This is a genomic window from Pseudarthrobacter sp. WHRI 8279 (assembly GCF_040224115.2).
Taxonomy (GTDB): domain Bacteria; phylum Actinomycetota; class Actinomycetes; order Actinomycetales; family Micrococcaceae; genus Arthrobacter.
On the sequence record NZ_CP168162.1, the window covers coordinates 374548 to 392949 of the forward strand.

18 protein-coding genes are annotated in these 18402 nt (G+C 65.3%); 7 read left to right on the plus strand and 11 right to left on the minus strand.

Features of this window, described 5'->3' with window-relative positions; genetic code table 11:
• Positions 1–19: 19 nt before the first annotated feature.
• Complete coding sequence (locus ABRP28_RS01750) at positions 20–814, minus strand: hypothetical protein (protein ID WP_350006133.1); 795 nt, start codon at positions 812–814, stop codon at positions 20–22.
• 58 nt (positions 815–872) lie between these two features.
• Here ABRP28_RS01750 and ABRP28_RS01755 point away from each other — a divergent pair, with 58 nt between their 5' ends.
• Together ABRP28_RS01755 and ABRP28_RS01760 are read left to right on the plus strand one after the other, a co-directional pair.
• The gene (locus ABRP28_RS01755) at positions 873–1421 is read left to right on the plus strand and encodes an A24 family peptidase (protein WP_231457768.1); all 549 of its coding nucleotides are present in this window, start codon (positions 873–875) and stop codon (positions 1419–1421) included.
• 92 nt (positions 1422–1513) lie between these two features.
• Complete coding sequence (locus ABRP28_RS01760; RefSeq protein ID WP_350006131.1) at positions 1514–1984, plus strand: NUDIX domain-containing protein; 471 nt, start codon at positions 1514–1516, stop codon at positions 1982–1984.
• 96 nt (positions 1985–2080) lie between these two features.
• Here ABRP28_RS01760 and ABRP28_RS01765 read toward each other — a convergent pair whose 3' ends face one another.
• The gene (locus ABRP28_RS01765) at positions 2081–3775 is read right to left on the minus strand and encodes an MDR family MFS transporter (protein WP_350006129.1); all 1695 of its coding nucleotides are present in this window, start codon (positions 3773–3775) and stop codon (positions 2081–2083) included.
• On the minus strand, positions 3772–4437 hold the full coding sequence (locus tag ABRP28_RS01770; protein WP_350006127.1) for a TetR family transcriptional regulator: 666 nt from the start codon (positions 4435–4437) through the stop codon (positions 3772–3774). The genes ABRP28_RS01765 and ABRP28_RS01770 overlap by 4 nt, the downstream gene beginning before the upstream one ends.
• Positions 4438–4570: 133 nt before the next feature.
• On the opposite strand from ABRP28_RS01770, the gene ABRP28_RS01775 reads away from it, so the two are divergent.
• On the plus strand, positions 4571–5755 hold the full coding sequence (locus tag ABRP28_RS01775; RefSeq protein ID WP_374152828.1) for an IS30 family transposase: 1185 nt from the start codon (positions 4571–4573) through the stop codon (positions 5753–5755).
• 143 nt (positions 5756–5898) lie between these two features.
• Here ABRP28_RS01775 and ABRP28_RS01780 read toward each other — a convergent pair whose 3' ends face one another.
• From ABRP28_RS01780 to ABRP28_RS01790, 3 genes are all read right to left on the minus strand, one after another.
• Positions 5899–7326, minus strand: coding sequence for a class II fumarate hydratase (locus ABRP28_RS01780; RefSeq protein WP_350003810.1), 1428 nt, complete (start codon positions 7324–7326; stop codon positions 5899–5901).
• Positions 7327–7413: 87 nt separating this feature from the next.
• Complete coding sequence (locus tag ABRP28_RS01785) at positions 7414–8028, minus strand: carbonic anhydrase (protein WP_231457959.1); 615 nt, start codon at positions 8026–8028, stop codon at positions 7414–7416.
• 9 nt (positions 8029–8037) lie between these two features.
• Positions 8038–8718, minus strand: a complete 681-nt coding sequence (locus tag ABRP28_RS01790; protein WP_350003817.1) for a DUF4245 domain-containing protein — start codon at positions 8716–8718, stop codon at positions 8038–8040.
• A gap of 224 nt (positions 8719–8942) precedes the next feature.
• On the opposite strand from ABRP28_RS01790, the gene glpX reads away from it, so the two are divergent.
• Entirely contained in the window at positions 8943–9965 is a 1023-nt protein-coding gene (gene glpX, locus ABRP28_RS01795) for a class II fructose-bisphosphatase (protein WP_174175542.1), read from the plus strand.
• An 89-nt stretch (positions 9966–10054) separates the two neighbouring features.
• The gene (locus tag ABRP28_RS01800; protein WP_350003809.1) at positions 10055–11110 is read left to right on the plus strand and encodes a peptidoglycan bridge formation glycyltransferase FemA/FemB family protein; all 1056 of its coding nucleotides are present in this window, start codon (positions 10055–10057) and stop codon (positions 11108–11110) included.
• Positions 11111–11222: 112 nt separating this feature from the next.
• Here the strand turns inward: ABRP28_RS01800 and manA are convergent, their stop codons facing one another.
• The 4 genes from manA to ABRP28_RS01820 are packed head-to-tail and all read right to left on the minus strand — an operon-like array spanning position 11223 to position 15948.
• Positions 11223–12470, minus strand: coding sequence for a mannose-6-phosphate isomerase, class I (manA, locus tag ABRP28_RS01805; RefSeq protein WP_350003808.1), 1248 nt, complete (start codon positions 12468–12470; stop codon positions 11223–11225).
• 41 nt (positions 12471–12511) lie between these two features.
• Positions 12512–14161 carry an LCP family protein gene (locus ABRP28_RS01810; protein ID WP_350003807.1) on the minus strand — a complete coding sequence of 550 codons (1650 nt, stop codon included), beginning with the start codon at positions 14159–14161 and terminating at the stop codon, positions 12512–12514.
• Positions 14162–14170: 9 nt separating this feature from the next.
• On the minus strand, positions 14171–14755 hold the full coding sequence (gene purE, locus ABRP28_RS01815; protein ID WP_231457274.1) for a 5-(carboxyamino)imidazole ribonucleotide mutase: 585 nt from the start codon (positions 14753–14755) through the stop codon (positions 14171–14173).
• Positions 14752–15948 (minus strand): 5-(carboxyamino)imidazole ribonucleotide synthase, encoded by a 1197-nt coding sequence (locus ABRP28_RS01820; protein ID WP_350003806.1) that lies wholly within the window; start codon positions 15946–15948, stop codon positions 14752–14754. Before ABRP28_RS01820 ends, purE begins: the two co-directional genes overlap by 4 nt.
• A gap of 173 nt (positions 15949–16121) precedes the next feature.
• Here ABRP28_RS01820 and ABRP28_RS01825 point away from each other — a divergent pair, with 173 nt between their 5' ends.
• The gene (locus tag ABRP28_RS01825; RefSeq protein ID WP_350003805.1) at positions 16122–16691 is read left to right on the plus strand and encodes a GtrA family protein; all 570 of its coding nucleotides are present in this window, start codon (positions 16122–16124) and stop codon (positions 16689–16691) included.
• Between the two features lie 47 nt (positions 16692–16738).
• On the opposite strand, the gene ABRP28_RS01830 is transcribed toward ABRP28_RS01825, so the two are convergent.
• A complete protein-coding gene (locus ABRP28_RS01830; RefSeq protein WP_350003804.1) occupies positions 16739–17437 on the minus strand; it encodes a TIGR03089 family protein in 699 nt (232 codons plus the stop codon).
• Between the two features lie 417 nt (positions 17438–17854).
• Here ABRP28_RS01830 and ABRP28_RS01835 point away from each other — a divergent pair, with 417 nt between their 5' ends.
• Positions 17855–18388 (plus strand): WhiB family transcriptional regulator, encoded by a 534-nt coding sequence (locus ABRP28_RS01835; protein ID WP_350003803.1) that lies wholly within the window; start codon positions 17855–17857, stop codon positions 18386–18388.
• Positions 18389–18402 lie beyond the last annotated feature (14 nt).

Genomic DNA, 18402 nt, shown 5'->3' on the forward strand with positions numbered 1-18402 from the left:
CGAATGCTGACCTGTCACATCAGGCAGGAACATCCCAGCTGATGTGGCGGCGGACATCGGTGAGGTTCATGGATTCCGCCAGGAAGAGATCGTCCAGCATGTACTCGTCCACGGCAATGATGCGCAGCCAGTGGCCGTACTGGTCCGTTTCAGGTTCAAGTGAGCGGCTGGAGACACAGACGCCGGTACCCAGGTCCATCCTGACCCTGGAACGGCCCGGCATGCACAGCGGAGCGGCAGGATCCACCGGATGGTAGGCGGCTGTCGGGGCCACCACGGCCTCAAGCGCCGGCCGGCCCTCATGCTCAACCCGGCGGACCTCCTGCACCTCCACCGGATTGCTGCCGGGAAACTCGAGGGGCACGGGGGCGTTGCCTGCGAGCTCTACCGGATCCAGCGCCGCGGAGAAGCGTCCATTGCCAAAGCCAGGCTCCCCGTAGGCCGCCTCGGGGCGCCGCCTCACCAGTCCGAAGTCGTCATAAACGGGCGTCACCAGGTGGGGCGGCAGGAGCCAGGATTTGCGCGTGGAGCTTATGTAGAGGCCGTCCCTGGAATCGTTGATGCCCGTGGTGCTGTGCAGGACCAGTCCCTCAGGGCTTTCCAGCCGCAGGGCTCCGGGGCGCCGCAGCCAGGCGCGCACCAGGGGAGCGGCAGGGCTGGGGGCTTCGGCGAAGGGCTCATTCCAGTACTCGAAACGCAGCGACTGCCATTTCCAGGGCGAGGACCGGCACAGGTTCCGGAACATGGCTGAAAGGTCCGTGGGGGCAGCTCCACTGTCCGGATCCGGCCGGTGCCGGAAGTCCCACGTCGCCATATCCACAGTTTACGCGCGGGCGGTGCGTGGGCGCGTGGAAATCCAGTAGCATCCGAGGGTGATCCATCGACTGGGCGAACTATGGCAGCACACTCCGGCGGCCTTCTGGCTGGTGCTTGCCGCGTGCGCCTATTACGCGGTGATGGCCGTCCGGCTCACCGTGATCGATGTCCGTCACCACCTGCTGCCGAACAGGATCGTTTTCCCGTCCTATGCCGTGGCCGGCGTCCTGCTTCTGGCGGCGGCAGCGTTTGCAGGGACTGGCGCAGAGCAAGGTCCTGCTGGTCCCGTCGCGGGCCTGGCATCCCAGCCGGTGCTCCGGGTGGTGGCCGGGGCCGCCATCCTGTGGCTCTTCTACTTCATCCTCCGGCTGGTCTACCCGCCGGGTATGGGCTTCGGAGACGTGAAACTCGCCGGGGTCCTGGGCATGTACCTCGGCTACCTCGGGTGGGGGCATCTGTTTGCCGGCACTTTCCTGGCCTTCCTTTTGGGCGGCCTCTGGTCTATCGCACTCCTGGCTGCACGCAGGGGGACGCTCAAATCGTCCATCCCCTTCGGCCCGTTCATGCTCGCCGGAACCGCCGCCGCGATGCTGCTTCCGGCCTGACCCGCAGCCGCACCCGCAGCCGCAGCCGCAGCCGCAGGGACCTGGGCGGGTGGGGCGGGCAACGCAGGCAGACGGTTCGGTAGGCTGGCACAATGCCTGCGCCTGACTACGTCCTGAAGCTTCGCAAGAAAATCGGCACCGATCCCCTGTGGGTCCCGGGAGTGCGGGGCGTGGTGGTGGACGACGGGGGCCGCGTGCTGCTGGCCCAACGGGCAGACAACAGGCAGTGGGCCCTGGTGAGCGGCATGCTCGAGCCCGGCGAGCAGCCTGCACGCGGGCTGGTGCGGGAAATCTTTGAGGAAACGGCAGTGGTGGCCGAACCGGAGCGCGTGGTGTCCGTGGGGGCCGGGGGTCCCTTTACGTACCCCAACGGCGATGTGTGCGAGTTCCTGGACGTTGTGTTCCTGTGCCGCTATGTGTCCGGAACTGCGCGGGTGAATGACGACGAGTCCCTGGCGGTCGGCTGGTTCGGACTCGATGAACTGCCTGAACTCATGGCCGGACACCTCACCAGCATCCACCGCGCCCTGGCGCCCGCCGAGGCCGCGTATTTCGAGCCCTGACCGCGCCACAGGGGCGCCGCAACCCCCAAGATTGCGGCGCCCCTGTGTGGTTCCTCATGCACTCCTGTACCGCGGCCGGCAGGAGTACGACGGCGGTCAGCTGCGCTGGGAGACCAGCCCGCCGTCGTCGTCCTTGATGCTGTCCCCATCCCCAGCGTCAGGTGCCTTATCGGCACCTGCTGCCGGCCCGGTCAGTGCCGCGGCCAGCCGCTCGGCTTCCTCGCCGCCCACGGCCTCGCCTCGGGCCACCATGCCGGCTGTGTCCGAGAGCGGGATCTGCTTCAGCGTGATGGCCAGGATGAGGGCCGCCGCGATGAAGGGGATCAGGTACCAGAACACCGGGGCCAGGGACTCGGCGTAGGCGGTGACGATGGCGTCGCGCAGCTGCTCCGGAAGCTGGGCGAGTGCCTGCGGATCCAGCGTGCTGGTGGACTGGGCCGCCTGGTCAGCCGACGCTCCGGCGCCGGTAAAGGCGCTGGTGAGGGACTCCGAGAGCCGGTTGGTGAAAATCGCACCGAACACGGCCACGCCCATGGCGGCGCCTACTTCGCGGAAGTAGTTGTTGGTGCTTGTGGCGGTGCCGATCTGGTCGGCCGGGACGGAGTTCTGCACCACCAGCACCACTACCTGCATGATCAGGCCCAGTCCGGCGCCGAAGATGAACAGCTGGACGCAAATGATCCAGATGGGGGTACTGGCGGCGAGGGTGGTCATCCAGAGCATGGCGGCCATGGTCAGAGCCGCGCCGAGGATGGGGAACATCTTGTACTTGCCGGTTTTGGAGATGCGGATGCCGGAGTAGATGGACGTGCCCATCAGGCCGGCCATCATGGGCAGCATCAGCAGGCCGGACTCAGCCGCGGAGGTGCCGGAGGACATCTGCAGGAAGGTGGGGACGAACGCAATCGCGGAGAACATGCCCAGCCCCAGGGTGAAGCCGATTGCCGTGGCGTTGACGAAGATGCGGTTGCGGAACAGGCTCAGGGGAATGATGGGATCTTCGGCACGGCGCTCCACCATCACGAAGGCGGCCGCGGAAAGGACCATGCCTGCGCCAAAGGCCCACGTGAGCGGGGAGTCCCAGCCTTCGTCCTTCTTGCCGCCGAAGTCCGTGAAGAAGATGAGGCAGGTCGTGGCGGCCGAGAGCAGGATGACGCCCAGGATATCGATCCGCTTTTCTGCCTTCTTGTTCGGCAGGGTCAGGGTGAACCATGCGATGGCAAACGCCGCGATGCCGATGGGGATGTTGATGTAGAAGGCCCACTCCCAGGTCAGGTGGTCCACGAAGAAGCCGCCGAGCAGGGGGCCGGCCACAGCGGAGAGGCCGAAGACGGCACCGAGCGGGCCCATGTACTTGCCGCGGTCCTTTGCGGGCACGATGTCGGCGATGATGGCCTGCGAGAGGATCATAAGCCCGCCGCCGCCCAGGCCCTGGATAGCGCGGAAGATGACGAAGCCCCAGAAATCGGTGGCAAGGGCACAGCCTACCGAAGCCAGGGTGAAGAGGGCGATGGCTGTCAGGAACAGGTTGCGCCGGCCCAGCACGTCACCGAACTTGCCGTAGATGGGCATCACGATGGTGGTGGCCAGCAGATAGGCGGTGGTGATCCAGGCCTGGTGTTCCACACCGCCCAGCTTGCCCACGATCGTTGGCATGGCTGTGGAGACGATGGTCTGGTCCAGGCTGGAGAGCAGCATGCCGGCAATGAGGGCGGAGAAAATGATCCAGATGCGTTTTTGCGTCAGCAACAGCGGTCCGGCTGCTGCCCTGGGGCTGGTGGCGGTGCTCATGAGTGTCCTTCTGCGGGTACCGGGAGTTCGAATGGCTGTGAAAAGAGCCGGCTGGCGGCAGAGATGTTTTCCATCAGCAGCTCGGCGTAAGGGCGGGTATTGCCCTCGGAGAAGTAGGCCATGCTGCTTTTCCGAGCGATGGTCCCCAGCAGGACCACAGCCATCTGCACCACGGGGTGGTCGGGTGCCACGCCTTCCCGCAGGGCGACATCGCGGGCGAACTGGGCTTCGCGCTGCTCGGTCACTCCGATGATCCTGAGGATCAGTTGCGGCTCCTTCTTGACGACGCCGATCAGCTGGCGGGTTTCCTCCTCCGAGGCGGCCATGTGCTCGGAGAGCTTCAGGGAAAGCCGGACGAGGTCCTGGAACAGCGTGGGGGAGATTTCCCCGGCGGGCGAGGCGTTCCCGCCCGCGATGAATTCCTCCAGGACCTGCGCGGGAATGTCGTCGTCGATGTGGCCCAGGACGGCGTCTTCCTTGGTGGGGAAGTAGTTGAAGAATGTCCGGCGGGAAATCTCCGCCTGCTCACAGACCTCTTCCACGGTGTAGCCGCTGAGGCCGCGTTCGGCGGTCAGCTTCCGGGTGATCGAGGTGATCGCGGCGCGGGTTGCCGCCCGTTTGCGCTCGCGCAGGCCGCCCTCAAATTCTGCACTATCATTCACAAAGTAAAGTTTTGCACTTCACCTGAATGGGTGCAACTTTAAGGGGGCGTGATGGAGTTTTGTCCACGTATGGAGGGTTGAGCCGCGGCAGATTCATATGGTGGTTGCAACGTTCTGATTGATGGAGCGTTTGATGCCGAAGTTGTTTCCTGTCCATGTTCGTGATGATTTTCTTGATTTGGTGTGCTCCGGCGCGTCCGTCAGTGAGGCTGCACGGCGTGTCGGAGCCTCGCGCGGGACCGGGAAGAAGTGGTGGGCCGAGTCTGGTCAGATGACGCTGAGCATCTCGGCCCATGGCGGCCTGGCAGATCCTGCCCCGTCCGTGGAGGTCTCCTGCGGGCGGGCACTAAGCGAAGCCGAGAGGGGGATGATCCAGATGGGCCGGCAAGCCGGGATGAGCTACGCGAAGATCGGTGCGGCCATCGGACGGGACAAGTCCGTCATCTGGCGGGAGGTCAACCGCAACTGTGACGCCGAGGGCAGGTACAACGCTAAAGTCGCGCACACCAGAGCCCATCAGGCACGCCGCCGGCCCAAGCCCTTCAAGCTCATCGAGGACGAGGATTTGTGCCGGCTGATCGCGGTGTGGATGGACGATGGGTGGAGTCCGAAGCTGATCTCGTCGATGCTGGCGTTTTACTTTGCCGGTGACCAGACTATGCAGGTGAGCCACGAGACGATCTACCAGGCCCTGTATGTCCAAACCCGCGGAAGCCTGCGGAAAGACCTGGCCGAAAACCTCAGCCTGAAACGTAAACAACGCATCCCCCACACCGCCGACCGGCTCAAGAGCAGCCCCTACAAGGAGGCGTTCAAGATCAGCGAACGCCCCGCCGAGGTCCAGGACCGGGCGGTCCCCGGGCACTGGGAAGGTGACTTGATCATCGGTTCTGACGGGACCGCGATCGGCACTCTCGTGGAGCGCTCAACCCGGTTCACGATCCTGCTGCACCTGCCCGGGGACCATACCGCCGAAACCGTCGCCGCCGCGATGATCCGGGAAATGGCGAACCTCCCGGAGCACCTGCGCCGCTCGATCACCTGGGACCGCGGCACAGAACTCGCCGGCTACGCGAAGATCCAGACCGCGCTGGAAACCACGCTCTATTTCTGCGACCCGCACTCGCCCTGGCAGCGCGGCACCAATGAAAACACCAACCGGCTCCTGCGGTTCTGGTTCGAAAAAGGCTCCGACCTCTCGGCCCATACCCCTGAGGACCTCAACCGCATCGCGGCAAAGCTCAACCGCCGCCCCCGACCGACCCTCAACCTCGATACCCCAGCCAACCGGCTAAACCAGCTGCTGCAAGCGGCCTAACCACCCCGCGTTGCTCCCACCACTTGACATTGCCCGCGGCGGAGCCTGCATATCTGGACAAAAACTCCAAGGAACGACGACGGCCGGTACCTTTCATGGGAAAGGTACCGGCCGTCGTCGTACTTGAACGGTAAGTGCGGAAGCTACGCCTTGTGGGCGGGAGAGGTCATCGTGGTGACATCAAGTGCCTTGGCCAGGTCGGCTTCGGAGACCTGGCCCTCGCCGTCACCCACGAAGCCCAGCTTCTCGGTGGCCTGGCGGACGGTCAGGCCCTCCGCCACAGCCGTCTTGGCGATCTTGGCAGCGTTCTCGTAACCGATGTACTTGTTCAGCGGGGTCACGATGGACGGCGATGCCTCGGCCAGGAAGCGGGCACGCTCCACGTTGGCGGTGATGCCGTCGATCATCTTGTCTGCCATGACCCGGCTGGTGTTGGCGAGCAGGCGGATGGATTCCAGCAGGTTGGACGCCATGACCGGGATGCCGACGTTCAGCTCAAACGCACCGTTAGTGCCGGACCACGCGATCGCGGTGTCGTTGCCGATGACCTGGGCGGCGACCATGATGGAGGCTTCGCAGATGACCGGGTTGACCTTGCCGGGCATGATGGACGAGCCGGGCTGCAGGTCCGGAATGGCAATCTCGCCAAGGCCCGTGTTGGGGCCGGAGCCCATCCAGCGGAGGTCGTTGTTGATCTTCATGAAGGAGATGGCGATGTTGCGCAGCTGGCTGGACGCCTCGATCAGGCCGTCGCGGTTGGCCTGTGCCTCGAAGTGGTCGCGTGCTTCGGTCAGGGGGAGACCCGTGTCCGTGGCCAGCAGTTCGATCACGCGCTCCGGGAACCCGGCCGGGGTGTTGATGCCGGTGCCAACTGCCGTGCCGCCGAGCGGAACTTCGGCAACGCGGGGGAGGGATGCGTTGATGCGCTCGATGCCGTAGCGGACCTGGGCCGCGTATCCGCCGAACTCCTGGCCAAGGGTCACGGGGGTGGCATCCATCAGGTGGGTGCGGCCGGACTTGACGACGTCCTTGAATTCAGCGGCCTTGCGCTCCAGAGACTCGGCGAGGTAGCCGAGGGCGGGGATGAGGTCGTTGATCAGGGCGGAGGTGGCCGCAACGTGCACCGACGTGGGGAAGACGTCATTGGAGGACTGCGAGGCGTTGACGTGGTCGTTCGGGTGGACAACCTTGTCGCTGCCGGCCGCCTTGAGGGCGCGGGTGGCCAGCTCGGCGATCACCTCGTTGGTGTTCATGTTGGAGGACGTGCCGGAGCCGGTCTGGAAGACGTCGATGGGGAAGTCGCCGTCATATTTGCCGGTGGCTACCTCATCCGCGGCCGCCGCGATGGCCTTGGCCAGCTCGCCGTCGAGCACACCCAGTTCAGCGTTGGCCTGGGCGGCAGCCTTCTTGACCCGGGCCAGCGCTTCAATGTGCGCAGGTTCCAGGGTCTTGCCGGAAATCGGGAAGTTCTCCACTGCACGCTGCGTCTGCGCGCGGTACAGTGCGTTCACGGGGACGCGGACTTCGCCCATCGTGTCATGTTCAATGCGGAACTCTTCAGTGGAAGTCATGGGGCTAGCTTAGGACGCCCGGGCGCCGCACCGAAAACCGTGAACTGCTTGCTACACGCTGCCCGCCGGAGCCCCGTCAGGGAGCCGTCAGAGGTCGCCGATTCCGGAAACAAGGTTCGCGCGGCCCTCGGCCAGGCTGTACGAAAGTCCGATCACGGCAGCCTTGCCCGAGCCAATTGCGTCGGAAATCACACGGGAGCTGTCCACCAGGCGTTCAGAGGTCTGCTTAACGTGCTCCACCACCATGTCGTTGACGTCGGTTTGGTCGTTGCGGAGGGACGTCAGGACGGAGGGCGTGATGCGTTCCACGAGGTCCCGGATGAAACCTGCGGGCATCTGTCCGGTCTCCACGGCTGACTTCGTGGCGCTCACGGCACCGCAGCTGTCGTGCCCGAGGATTACGATCAGCGGCACCCCCAGCACGCCGATGCTGTATTCGAGGGACCCCAGGACGGCGTCGTCGATCACCTGGCCGGCGGTCCGGACCACGAAGACGTCGCCCAGGCCGACGTCGAAAATGATCTCAGCGGCGAGCCGGGAATCGGAGCACCCGAAGATCACGGCGAAAGGGTGCTGGTTTTCCACCAGGGAGGACCGGCGTGAGGCATCCTGGTTGGGGTGCGAGGTCTCACCGTTGACAAAACGTTCGTTGCCTTCACGAAGCCGGCGCCAGGCAAGTGCAGGGGTCAGGTAGGTAGTCACGCGCCTACCTTACGGGGCCGCGGCGGGGGAGGGTGAAACTGTGACAGCCGGGTTGCTCTCCAGGGATTCGACGACGGCGTCAGCGAGGGCTGCGAACTCGTCCAGCTGGGCTTCCCCGGACAAAACGACGGTGGTCCCGCGGTAGTCCAGCACCATGGACTTCTCGCCTTTGCCGGTGTCCCGAAGCTCCCATTCCTGCCCGCCGGCGTTCCGGGAACCGGTGACAGGTGCGTTGCGCGTCTGCTGAAGCAGCCAGGTGGGGTTCGCGTTCCTGGTCTGGACCAGGCCGATGAAGGACTCCTTGGGGGTCAGGTAACCAACTTCCCAGGTGGGTACGCCGTTGCCGGTTCCGGCCTCCCACCGGGCGTAGTTGGGGCGGAAGCTGTTGCCGGTCTCCGGCGCGACGGGTGTGAATCCTGCCACATCCGTGGCATTGCGCGAGACGGCCGCGACGTCGATGTCCGGGCGGTAGCCGTCGCTCTTGGGCAGCGGATTCATGAGGATGATGGGCAGGAACGCGGCAATGCTCACCACCAGGGCGATGATCATTCCGATGACCGAGGCGTTGGCGCGTTTGGCTGCGGCAGCCGGAATGACAGGCTTTACCGGCCCATTTCCTGCCGCGCCGCTGGACCCGCCGCTGCCCTCGGATCCGGCCGGCTCGGGGCTGGGACTGGTCTTTTCCTGCATGTCATTCACCCCTCTATAGTCGCCCATCCCGGCAGTCAACTTCCATTTGGGCCCCGCCGGCTCCTGCCGCCGTCGCCCGGTACATTGCGCGGGCGCGTCATCCGCCGCCCCGTTGAGCGGCTCGCGACTATGATCGGTAGCAGAGGAATCACCGCGCTGCTGCACCGGCGGGGCGGGTTTAATGATCGCCACTCGAAGAAGAGGTTCACGTGTCACCAGCGTCCATGACCCAGAAGTACTCCACGATTTCCCCGTCGCTTGCCGTAGGCATTGACGAGCCGGACCGCAACCTCGCCCTAGAGCTTGTCCGCGTGACCGAAGCCGCAGCTATTGCCGGGGGCCACTGGGTGGGCTTCGGCGACAAGAACAAGGCCGACGGCGCCGCAGTTGACGCCATGCGCTCCTTCCTCCAGACCGTCCACTTCAACGGCGTCGTGGTCATCGGTGAAGGCGAGAAGGACGAAGCTCCCATGCTCTTCAACGGAGAGCGCGTAGGTGACGGCACCGGCCCCGAGTGCGATGTCGCCGTCGACCCCATCGACGGAACCCGCCTGACTGCCTTGGGCATCAACAACGCCCTGGCCGTCCTCGCCGTGGCCGAGCGCGGCTCCATGTTCGATCCTTCAGCCGTGTTCTACATGGAGAAGCTCGTAACCGGTCCCGAAGCCGCGGACATGGTGGACCTCCGCCTCCCGGTCAAGCAGAACCTGCACCTTATCGCCAAGGCAAAGGGCGTCAAGGTCAACCAGCTCAACGTCATGATCCTCGACCGCGACCGCCACAAGCCGCTGGTGGAGGAAATCCGTGAAGCCGGCGCGCGCACCAAGTTCATCATGGACGGCGACGTCGCCGGCGCCATCGCTGCGGCCCGTACCGGGACGGGCGTCGACGCGCTGATGGGCATCGGCGGCACCCCCGAGGGCATCGTGGCGGCATGCGCCATCAAGTCCCTGGGCGGTGTCATCCAGGGCCGCCTCTGGCCCACGAGCGACGAAGAGAAGCAGAAAGCCATCGACGCCGGCCACGACCTGGAGCGGGTCCTCTCCACCAACGACCTCGTCTCCAGCGACAACTGCTACTTCGCGGCCACGGGCATCACCGACGGCGACCTGCTGAAGGGCGTGCGGTACTCCAAGGACAAGGTCCTCACCCAGTCCATCGTCATGCGCTCCAAGTCCGGCACCATCCGCTTCGTTGACGGCGAGCACCGCGCTGACAAGTGGGAAGGCTACGCCCGCAAGAGCTGACGCCCGGCGCGCTTTGAATGCCAGGCCCCCGGAGTGCGCAGCGCTCTCCGGGGGCCTGGCGTTTAAGCCGTTGGTATAGGGTTGAAGCCATGATTCCTGCTGTTGTGCCCTGTACTGACCGCGCCCTCTGGGACGACCACGTTGACCGGTTCCAGGGACATCCGCAACAGTTGTGGGGCTGGGGCGAAACCAAGGCCATGCATGGCTGGTCCGTGGACCGCGTGCTGATCAACGACGCCGGCAGCACGATCGGCTGCGCCCAGTTGCTGGTCCGCCGCCTTCCGCTTCCCTTCCGAGCTTTGGTCTACATTCCGCGCGGCCCCATGTGCGCCCCGGAACACGCGCAGGCTGTCCTGAACAGCCTGGCCGAGCATGCGGCTGTCCGCCATCGTGGAGTTGCCCTGAGCATCGAGCCCGACTGGGACCAGGACTCTGTCTTCGCGGGAGCCGTGGCTGCCGCGGGATTCCGTCCGTCCGCCAATACGGTGCTGATCCCGCGCACGCTGATCCTTGACCTCACCAGGAACGACGACGAGCTCATGGCGGACATGTCCAAGTCCACGCGTGCCAACATCCGCAAGGCGATGCGCAGCGACGTGGAGTTCCGCAAGGTGAAGAACGACACTGAACTGGAACAGGTGCTCGCGATCTACCACGAGACCGCTGAACGCGCCGGGTTCGGGATCCACGAGGACCAGTACTACCGGGACATTTTCCGGAACATGGGGGACGGCTCACCCATCATCGGGGCGTTCGACGGCGAACAGCTCCTGGCGTTCGTCTGGCTCGCCAGGAGCGGCTCCACTGCCTTTGAGCTCTACGGCGGCGTGTCCGCGGAGGGACAGAAACAGCGCGTCAACTACGGCGTGAAATGGGCGGCGCTCCAGGCGATGCGGGAGGACGGCTGCCGCCGGTATGACTTCAACGGACTCCTGAACGACGGCATCTCCGACTTCAAAAAGCAGTTCGCCAAGCACGAAAACATGCTCCTGGGAACCTGGGAGAAGCCGCTTTCGCCGCTTTACCCCGCCTATGCCCAGGCCATGCCCCTGGCGCGCCGGGGACTGCAGACCGGGCGGCGCGTCTTGAAGGCCGCTGCCGGCCGGGTGCAGCCTGTGCTTCAGCGGCTGCGCCCCGGCAGCTAGCTGCACCCACCAGCTGCGCTGTGCAATGGGCGACGGCGGCAAAGGGCGACGGCGGCACCCGCCGGGGTGCCGCCGTCGCCCTTTGCCGTTGCTGCCTGAAGCGCGCCGGCTGCTAAAGGCCGGTGGTCACGGCGAAAGCGAGTGCAGGCTCCGTGCTTCCGGCCACGGGGTGGACGTTGACCGGAGCTTCGGCGGCGGCCAGGAAGGCGCTGCCGCCCCGGGAGAGCTGCAGGTCGCCCTTGGGCGAGTCCAGGTAGATATCTCCGGCCACAACGATGACCACGGCCGCCCCGGACTGTGCCAGCGGAACGGGGGCTGCCCCAGGCGCGAGGTCGATGCGCTGGAGCTGGAATTCCTCGAACGGCGGGCGGAACACTTCCTGGTCCAGGACCGTCCGCTCGGCGGCAAGCCTGGGCACCGCAACAGGCTGGAAATCAACGGTGCGGAGCAGTTCGGGTACATCCACGAACTTGGGGGTAAGACCGCCGCGCAGGACGTTGTCCGAGGACGCCATCACCTCTACGCCGAGGCCGTGCAGGTAGGCATGGACATTTCCGGCCGGCAGGTACACCGCTTCGCCCGGTGCCAGTGAGACGCGGTTCAGCAGCAGGGAAATCAGGACACCTGGATCGCCGGGGTACTTCTCGTTGAGGCTAATGACGGTTTTCAGCTCGGACTCATAAGGGGCAAGGCCGGGCGTTGACAGGAGTGCTGCCACCACCAGCGCCGTATCATCGGCCACGGACTGGCCTCCGGTGATCAGGCGCTCGAAGGCCCTCCGGATGCCCTGGCCCTCATCGGCTGCACCAAGGTCCTCCTGCAGCGCTCCGACCAGGGCCGGAACCCCGGCTTCGCTGGAGCCGCATGCCGAGGCCACGTGCGCCAGGATCTGCCGCGTTTCCGGAGCCGGGCGGAACCCGCACAGCGCCTCAAACGGGGTCAGGGCGAGAATCATCTCGGGTTTGTGGTTGTCGTCCCGGTAATTGCGGTTCGGGGCGCCCGCCGGCACACCTTCCGCGTTTTCGCGGGCAAAACCGGCCCGCGCCTGCTCCAGGCTGGGGTGGACCTGCAGGGAGAGTGGCTGGGCTGCGGCGAGGATCTTGGCAAGGAACGGAAGCCGGGGGCCAAAGCGGGCCACTGATTCCGCTCCGAGGAAATGGCCCGGATCGCGGGAGATCAGGGCATCCAGCGGCGTCGCCGCTCCGTCCCCGGGGATGCGGGCGGTGGACGGTGAATCGGGGTGCGCGCCGATCCACAGTTCGGCTTCCGGGCGGCCGGACTCGGGCCGACCCAGGAGGGCCGCGATGGCCGTCGTCGAACCCCAGGCATAGTCGCGCAGGACGTTCTCAATCTCGTACAAAACCGGTTCCGTTCCCTAGGTCTGCTGGATAATGTGTGCGGCTACAGCGGTGCGCACTGGCCGTTGGTTGCCACGAGCTCGGCGATTGCCTGCTCGTTGCCCTCGAGCTTGAGCTGGGTCAGCATCTCTTCGGTGATCAGCTCGCCATCCGGCGTGGTGGTTACCGGAGTGAAGTCCGACGGCGCGGGCGACTGCTGTGCCCGAACGGCGCCGGCAAGGGGGAAGATGCCGGAGGGCCTGGCTGCCGCGGCCTGGAGACGGCCCGGTACGGTGCCCGTTTCCACCATGGTGTCGTCCTGCACGCCTGCCGCCTGGGGCGAGGACGCGGAGGCCAACAGCTGGTCCACGCGCTCGTGGATCTCGTCGAAGTTCGGAACCGTGGAGAATGAGGCGTCAAAGTCCGGCGGGCCGATGGTGAGCCGTCGGACCTCCTTGCCCTTAGCTTTCATGGCAAGGTCCACGAAGCTCCCCAGCTGCGAGGAGGAAATGTTGGAGTCCACCACCTTGGTGCCGGCGTCCGCGATGTCCTCGAACTTGGCCAGCAGCGTGGCAGGGTCCAGCTGCTTGAGCATGGCCTGCTGCACGCACTGCTGGCGCTGGATGCGCGAATAGTCGTCCACATACTCCCGCGACCTTCCGTACCAGAGTGCCTGGTTGCCGTCGAGGGTTTGTTCACCAGCCGGAATCCAGCCCAGAGGCATGCCGTGGGTCTGGCTGAAATCGTCGAAGTAGCCGCTCATGGGAACCCAGCCGCCGGCTTTGATCCTGATGCCGCCCATCGCGTCGATGAGCCGGGAGAAACCGTCCATGTCCACCAGGACGTAAGCCTGCACCGTGATTCCAAGCGTCCCGGAAACTGCTTCCAGGGTGGCCTGCGCCCCGGGGTCGGCCACCCCGGGGTAGAGGTCGGCGTACTCGTTCGTCACTTCGGTGTTGATGGCGTTGATCAGGCACTCATCACCGCAGTCGTAGCCGTCCGGGTAGATGGCCCGCATGGGGGAGTCCTCGCTGAACTGGGCGTTCTGGAGGTTCCGGGGCACTGAGATGATGGCGGTCTGCCCCGACTCGGCGTCCACGCTGAGGACCGAAAGGCTGTCCGGACGCCTGCCTGTACGGTCCTCGCCTGCATCCCCTCCCATCATCAGGAAGTTGTAGCGGCCTTCCACGGGATCAATGCTGGGGCCGGAGGAGAAGATGCTGCCGATGGCGTTGCGCCCCACGTTGAGCAGGTAGGCAGCATAACCAAGGGACCCGCTGCCCAGGACCATGGCCAGTACCAGGGCTATGCCGACTGCCGGCCGTGCCCGGGGTGCCAGCAGTATGGGGCGGATGAGCCGGAGGGTGTTGAGGAACAGCAATGCCCAGGCCACGGCCAGGGCTGCCAGCAGGACGACCATGACCAGTGAAGCGAAGGGGCTGGTGATGAGGTTGATCAGCAGAGTCCGGTTGAAGAGCAGCAGGAGCACGGCGGCAGCCACTGCCGCCCAGACGCCGAGCGTTACGCGCAAAGCGGCGCGCCCGAGTCTGCGGTCGCCGGCCACGATCTGGGCGCTGCCCGGAACTAGGAGGGTCAGGAGGATCAGGACAAAGGCCCGTTTTGTTCGTACCGGGGAGGAAGCGCTGGCAGGGTAACGGACCGGGTCCGTCATGGACGTGCCGGGGGCGGTCTGCTGCACTTTGCTGCTGGACATACGCGCCGCCTAGCGGCCGCCCCGCAGGGCGCCGTTGCCGTCCGCAAACACCTCGGTGACTTTCTGGCGCAGGTTGGCACCCTTGCGGGCCGCAACCGCGTTGAGGTCTGCTGCAAAATCAAGGAGGTCCGCGCGAAGCGACGCTGCGAGCTCGTCCGTGCCCGCAGCGAGTATCCGCACGGCCAGGAGCCCGGCGTTGCGGGCCCCGGCGATGGACACGGTGGCCACCGGAACGCCGGCGGGCATCTGGACGATCGACAGCAGGGAGTCCATTCCGTCCAGGGTTTTGAGGGGAACGGGGACGCCGATGACCGGGAGCGGGGTGACACTGGCCAGCATGCCCGGCAGGTGGGCTGCGCCGCCGGCCCCGGCGATGATGACCCGCAGCCCGCGCTCATGGGCCGTCTGCCCGTAGCGGATCATTTCGGTGGGCATCCGGTGGGCTGATACGACGTCGGCCTCGAAGGGAATGCCGAACTCCGCCAGCGCATCCGCCGCGGCTTCCATGACGGGCCAGTCCGAGTCTGATCCCATGACCAGTCCAACCAGCGGTGCGGCCTCCGAAGCGGCGGCGGGAGTGGTTTGGTCGCTCATGGCTTCTCCTCGAAAGTGCTTGGCAGTTCTTCTGCCGGTCCCCGGCCGTCGCGGATGATGCTTGCAACCATCGTGGCACGGCGGCGGACGGAATCAACGTCTGCGGTGGACGAACCCACCAGGTTCACGTGGCCGATCTTGCGGCCCGGGCGGACGGACTTGCCGTAGCAGTGCACCTTTGCGGCAGGTTCACTGGCAAGCGCCATCGGGTACGCGGAGAACAGGTCCTGGTTGTCGCCGCCCAGGAAGTTCTTCATGACCACCACGGGGCCCAGGACGTCGGTGGCGCCCAGGGGAAGGTTCAGTACCGCCCTCAGGTGCTGCTCGAACTGGCTTGTCACCGAACCGTCCTGCGTCCAATGCCCAGTGTTGTGGGGTCGCATGGCAAGTTCGTTGATCAGGAACCCTGCGCCCACGCCGGGGGTCTCGAACAGCTCAACGGCCAGCACTCCCGTAACGCCAAGCTCGCCGGCGATCCGGAGGGCAGCGTCCTCTGCGGCAGCAGCGACCTCCACCGGGATATCCAGGGCAGGAGCAATCACTTCATCACAGACACCATCCACCTGGATGGTGTGCACCACCGGCCAGGCGCGGGCTTCGCCGTCTGGCGTCCTGGCAACGAGTGCCGAAAGCTCCCGGGTGAATTCCACCTTGGCCTCGGCGAGGAGGGGGCTCATGGCCTCAAACCACTCGGTAGTGTCAGCGGCTTCTTCCGCCGAGGCGACGATCCTGACGCCCTTGCCGTCGTAGCCGCCGCGCGGCATCTTCAGCACAACCGGCCAGCCTGTCTCCTCGCCGAAGCTGACCAGGGCAGCGACGTCCGGGACGGAGGCCCATGCAGGGTTGGGAAGCTCCAGACGGTCGATGGCAGCGCGCATGACCAGTTTGTCCTGGGCGTTAACGAGTGCATCAGGCCCGGGCTGGACGTTGACGCCGGCGTCCTGCAGTGCGCGGAGGTGGTCCGTCGGGACGTGTTCGTGGTCGAAAGTCATAACGTCCAGGCCTTGGGCAAAGTCCAGGAGCGTCTGCAGGTCCTTGTAGTCGCCCACCGGAGAGGAGGGCACTGCCGATACGGCGGAGACGTCCTCCCCTTCGACGAGGACACGGAGTTCGAAGCCGAGTGCTGTTGCGGCCGGGGCCATCATTCGGGCAAGCTGGCCGCCGCCAACAACGCCTATTACTGGAAAAGTCACGTAGGCCAGCCTACCGAAGACCGTCCGGTATCCCGCGTTTCGGTCCGGCGGGCCGGGAGTATTTCGGCGCCTCGAGTACCCCTGTAAGGCCGTTGGGACGGCCCGCTCACAGGTTTGGGGGCTAAAATAGCCTGTGGCCCAATGGCCCACAGTTCACACAGCCATGGAGGGCCATGTTCACCACACTTGCAGACCGTATCCGGGGGCTCGCCTCGCTGTTTTGGCGCGAAGTGGCCAAGTTCGGAGCCGTGGGCGGTGTGGCCTTCGTGATCGACAACGGACTCACGTACTACCTGATGCACGGCCCGATGACCGACAGTGAGGCCAAGGCGCGGTTTGTCGGCGCCTCCGTGGCCACGGTCTTCTCCTGGATCGCCAACCGGCTCTGGACGTTCCGGCACCGACGGCAGGCCAACGTCCTCCGGGAATTCCTGATGTTCGTCCTCATCAACGGAATAGGCATCGGTATCTCCACGGGCTTCACCGCCCTCGCGAAATACGGGCTGGGCGTCACGGACAAGAACATGCTGTTCCTGGCCGGCGTGGCAGGCATTCTTGTGGCTACCGTGGTCCGCTTCTTCGCTTACCGGTTCCTGGTGTTTAACCAGGAACTGGACCAGGAGCCGGAGTTCTCGCACGACCACGAGCTCATCGAGCTTCACCACCATCACAAGGAGCAGGGCCCGGGGGTGGAGCGCGAAGCGGAGCGTGCACCTTCGAGGGACGGCCGCGCCAAGCCATAGCTGGACAGCTCAAGGCGGACAGGTTGGCCGCAGTGGGTCCCGCTTTCTTAGCTGCCGTGGATCCGCTCCGCTGCGAGCAGCTTGTCAGTCAGTTCCACATCCGGATGCGTCATGACCACCGATCCATCGTGCCGCCACGCGCCCAAAGCATTGGACAGGGCCTCTTCCAGCCCGTTCCCGGCCGGTACATGAAGGCGGACGCCTTCGTCGTGGCGCGCGGCGAAGCCATTGAGCAGGTCCTGGTGGGAGTACGCGCGGCCGTTGCCGGCCACCACCGCGCACCCGGACGGGTCGGGTTCGGCGTGCGCCATGAAGACGTCCCCGTGCGAGCGGACTTCCGCAGCGTAGTCCAGGAAGCCGGCAGCAAGCGTACCCGGCCACCGCATCGCCAGTGCGGGCAGGGCGACGGCGATGACGGCGTCGTAATTCCCCTCAGCTGACTCCGGATCGGCGGTAACCATGTAGTCCGCTGCACCGTCATCAAGCACGGTTTGCATCCCAACCTGCCAGGCAGCCAGCGCCCAGACCATGGATTTCCAGTGGGCGGGCAGTTCCATGCGCAGGCGCATGCCGGGGGCCGCGTCCAACTCGTCCTGAAGCAGGTTGGACGTTTTGGCGACCCAGTTGTCCAGGACCCTGCCGGAGAGCTCCACCCGTTCAGCGTCGGGGCCATACCAGGTGAGCCGGGGAGCCGTTGAATTGCCCGAACGGAGCGTTGACATCAGATCAGATAGCGGGTTGCCCATGGCACCATCCTGCCACCGGCGACGGTGGCAGTCACCGTTGACTCCGGACCGTCGTTTCCGGACAGTCGTTGAGGGAGGGAACAGCAGTACACGCCAGAGTGAGATATATCACAATAGATACTCAGCCTGCTTGCTATTTAGGGTCTTTGCAGGTATTTTTCCCGCCGTTGGGGGCGATCCGAGCGGTGCCCGGTCGCGATTCAGATGTCGCGGTGAGCCACGCCGTGCATCCGTAATAAATTCCCGGGCGTGGCGTACGCGGCCTTCGCCGTCCGGAGTGATTATTATCCGGCGGCGGCTTGACTCACCCAAGTTACACACGTGTAATTAGAGATAACTAAAGGCAACTGCGTAAATGCCGGCACACAACCGAGTGCCGCGTATCCAGGCAGTCGCTGCAAATCAGGAGGGTCGCCGATGGGGCAAGCAGAGCGTATCCAGGAAGACGCCGTCGTAGCCGGTCAGGCAACGGCAAAGTACCGTGCCAGGGGGGTACCGAGCGATTGGTACGTGGACCCCGCCGATCCTGATGCTGCCGACCGGTACAACAAAAACGCGGATGGGCTCCTTGAAGACCAGGCCACTGCCTTCCTCGCCGCCCACGAGGCACTTCTTGACGGTGGCGCGGAGTCGGAGGATGACCTCGACCCGCCCATGGAACTGGCCGCGGGCGGCGCAAGCCAGCCTGTGTGGATAGGGCTTCCCTTCCAGCAGGATTTCGACGACGAAGGCGAACTGGGCTGGCAGACAGACGCCCTGTGCGCCCAGACGGACCCCGAGGCTTTTTTCCCTGAAAAGGGCGGCTCCACGCGGGATGCAAAAAAAGTCTGCGGGGCCTGCAACGTGCGCTCCCAGTGCCTTGAATACGCTCTGGCAAACGATGAACGGTTCGGCATTTGGGGAGGCCTTTCCGAGCGTGAGCGCCGGCGGCTGAGGAAGCGAGCAATCTAATTCACCAGGAAGTT